We start from the raw sequence: 1,170 nt of genomic DNA on the forward strand, positions 1-1,170 counted from the left end.
CATTGACTCGGACTTGGACGAGGTCGCCGGGTGTTGCCTGTTTGGCATGGAAGGTCGAGACCGGCATTGCCGGGCGGGGGCCCTCGCCGCTTCCCGGTTCACCACATGCACTTTTCATAGCTCACGCCGAAGGGGACGTCGGGGTGGAGTTCGAGGGTGAATTCTCGAGGGGAGTAAGCGGTGACAAGGATGCCCCGATCGCCCCGTTCAAAGGCGAGGACCCGCAGTTCTGCTTCGGCAGTGCCCAGTTGTGTCTCAAGGCTGTTCCGGTCGTCCACCTGAACGAAGAGGATGTGCTCTGCTGTTTCCGTCTCGTTCAATGCAACCTCCTTAGGATCTGTTAGGCGGCGCCCACTGTGAAGGCGGGTGGGATCGGCTCCGTGCGGGGTGAGGAATCCCCCCACACGACTCGTCTCACGAGTCGTTTGGCGTGGTGCACACGAGGGGACGCTAGCGTCGGGCTGTGGGGGAGAGGGCTTGGGCTGGATTCGAGAAGCGGAGGCTGACGGCCAGCCCGATGAACGCGATGGCCATGTAGAACAGGGTCATCGCGGCCGTAAGGCCTTCAGGGGTACCTCCCGGGTTGGACATGGCGCCGAAGATCGTCACCACGAGCGTCTGGGTGTTGGCTCCGGCCACGAAGAACGTCAGCTCGAACGACCCGAGGACGCGGACGAATGCGAGAACGCCTGCGGCAACGATTCCCGGAGCGAGCAACGGGACCAGGACGTCCTTGAAGAGGTGCCACTTGTTGGCGCCGAAGACACGGGCGGCATCCTCGGTTTGAGGTGGGATCTGCTCCACGAATGGGACCGTGATGAGGACAACCAGAGGCAGGATGGGCACCAGATTGACCAGGATCACCGCCGTGAGGGTGCCGCCGAGGCCGAAGCGGTACATGAGCGCCGCAAGCTGCACGGCGTAGGTCAGCGTGGGGAGGACAACCGGCAGGAGGATCCCGAGCATGACAACCGACCGCCCCGGGAAGTTCTTTCGGGCGAGGACGTATCCTGCCGGGACTCCCAGCAGCAGGGCCAGGAGCACGTCGACGATGGCCACTTCGAATGTCGTGACGACCGATGGCGTGAACTGCGGGATGGACAGGACCTGGGATATCCAGTCGAGCGTGAAGCTCTTCGGCCACCAGGTTCCCCCCCAGCTCTGGGCGAA

At 63.5% G+C, this 1,170-nt stretch carries 2 protein-coding genes; both read right to left on the reverse strand.

The window, feature by feature from the left end:
- Positions 1-98: 98 nt before the first annotated feature.
- Complete coding sequence (locus tag LK10_RS08370; RefSeq protein ID WP_043122336.1) at positions 99-320, reverse strand: hypothetical protein; 222 nt, start codon at positions 318-320, stop codon at positions 99-101.
- A gap of 130 nt (positions 321-450) precedes the next feature.
- On the reverse strand, positions 451-1,170 hold a 720-nt coding region (locus LK10_RS08375), incomplete at its 5' end, for an ABC transporter permease (RefSeq protein WP_043122339.1).

Origin of the sequence: Sinomonas humi (assembly GCF_000802235.1) — a bacterium.
GTDB lineage: Bacteria > Actinomycetota > Actinomycetes > Actinomycetales > Micrococcaceae > Sinomonas > Sinomonas humi.